Source organism: Collinsella sp. OM07-12 (assembly GCF_003438275.1).
GTDB lineage: Bacteria > Actinomycetota > Coriobacteriia > Coriobacteriales > Coriobacteriaceae > Collinsella.
The window spans coordinates 1-1,465 of record NZ_QSTQ01000050.1; the positions used below are offsets into that span (position 1 = coordinate 1).

The 1,465-nt window shown below is 68.2% G+C and carries 2 protein-coding genes; both read right to left on the bottom strand.

Annotated elements, in window-relative coordinates:
* Positions 1–156 precede the first annotated feature (156 nt).
* Positions 157–354: a type II toxin-antitoxin system RelB/DinJ family antitoxin gene (locus DXB98_RS09995; RefSeq protein ID WP_117744010.1), complete on the bottom strand. Its 198-nt coding sequence runs from the start codon at positions 352–354 to the stop codon at positions 157–159.
* Positions 355–400: 46 nt separating this feature from the next.
* Positions 401–1,465 (bottom strand): IS1595 family transposase (locus DXB98_RS10000; protein ID WP_233505162.1); only part of this gene is annotated, 1,065 nt, incomplete at its 5' end.

The window sequence follows — 1,465 nt, forward strand, 5'->3', positions numbered from 1 at the left end:
AAGGCTCTGTTAGACCAGGATTGACATTCTGCCCCGTCATCTTCTTGCGATTGCACAATGGTCGCCCCTTGTCGAATCTGAATCCGGCAAGGGGCGATGCGCCCGAGACCGGACGAGTTGCTCGCCTGGCCCTGCCGTTTCATGCCGACCTGCCGGCTAACTCGCCGTCTCCTCGTCGGGCGCCGGCGTCTTGACCCTCATCTCGAACGGCATCCCGCCCTCTCGGACGAGCGCCCTGAGGAACGCGTTGACGGCGGTGGACATGGACAGGCCGAGCTCGTCCAGGATGGCCGTGGCCTCCCTCTTGACCTCCGGGTCGATGCGGATCGTCGTGGCCGGTATGTTCGACGGCATGGCCTCACCCCTCCTCGTGTATCGCGGTGCGACCATTCTACCGCCTCTATGCGGCGGGCGCGGCCCAGTAGTCCATGTAGGGCGGCTCCACGTTGAACATGTCGCGGACGCGGCTCCTGCAGACGCCGTGCGCGAGCTGCCGCGCGACCGTGCGCCCGGCCGCGCCGGAATCGGTCGCCATGAAGGTCCGGCACCACCTGAACCAGGCGAGGTAGGCGTCGAGGTGCTTCGTCGACACGCCCCTGAACGGCTCCATGAAGGCGCCGAGGAGCGAGTGGACGGTGTTGACCCGGTTGATGGTCCCCCCGGAGCGGTCCTTGGGGTCGTAGGCCGCGTGCGCGGCGACCTCGAGCTCGGCGAGGACGCCGACGTAGGCGGCCGCCCTGTCGGTCGCGACGACCGAGCCGGCCGCGATGCGGCCCCTCAGCGCGTCCATGGCGCGCTCCCTCGAAAGGGCGCCCCGCCCCGTGACCTCGAGGAACGTCTCGTTCGAGTCGTTCACTCCGGTCATGACGCAGATCCGCTCGCGCGACAGCCCGCGTCTGTGCACCTGCTTGCCGCGGTGCCGGGAGGGGCGCGGCATCGTGAACGACCCCTTCGCGTGGTTGCCCTTGAACGACTCGGGGAAATAGGTCTCGTCGAGCTCGCAGCCGCAGCCCCGCTCGACCCTGAACGAGGGGGAGTAGGCCGAGAGGCACTCGATCAGCCTGTGGCGCATGGTGTAGGCGGTCTTGAGGCAGACGCGGCAGCGCCTCGCGCATTCGCGCAGGGGCAGCATGAGCACGAAGCACTCGGCGTAGGCCATCCAGGTCTCCTTCGGGAGCTTGCTCGTCCCCAGGATGCGCTCGCTGCCCATGCCGAAGGTCCTGCCGCAGCCCCGGCAGAGGTAGCGCTGCTCGCCGTTCTTCGATTTGCCCTTCTTCACGACCGCGGCGGACCCGCAGCGCGGGCAGCGTTCGATTTCGTAGGCGGAGCCGGCCGCGTCGTCGAACGCCGCCGCGCGGATCACGTCCCTGACGGACTCGATAGCGCGGCGGCGCTCGGTCTTGCTGAGGTTCGCCATGCCCTTCTTGAAGTTGAGGACCAGGTCTTCGGCGTTCATGCTGCCCCC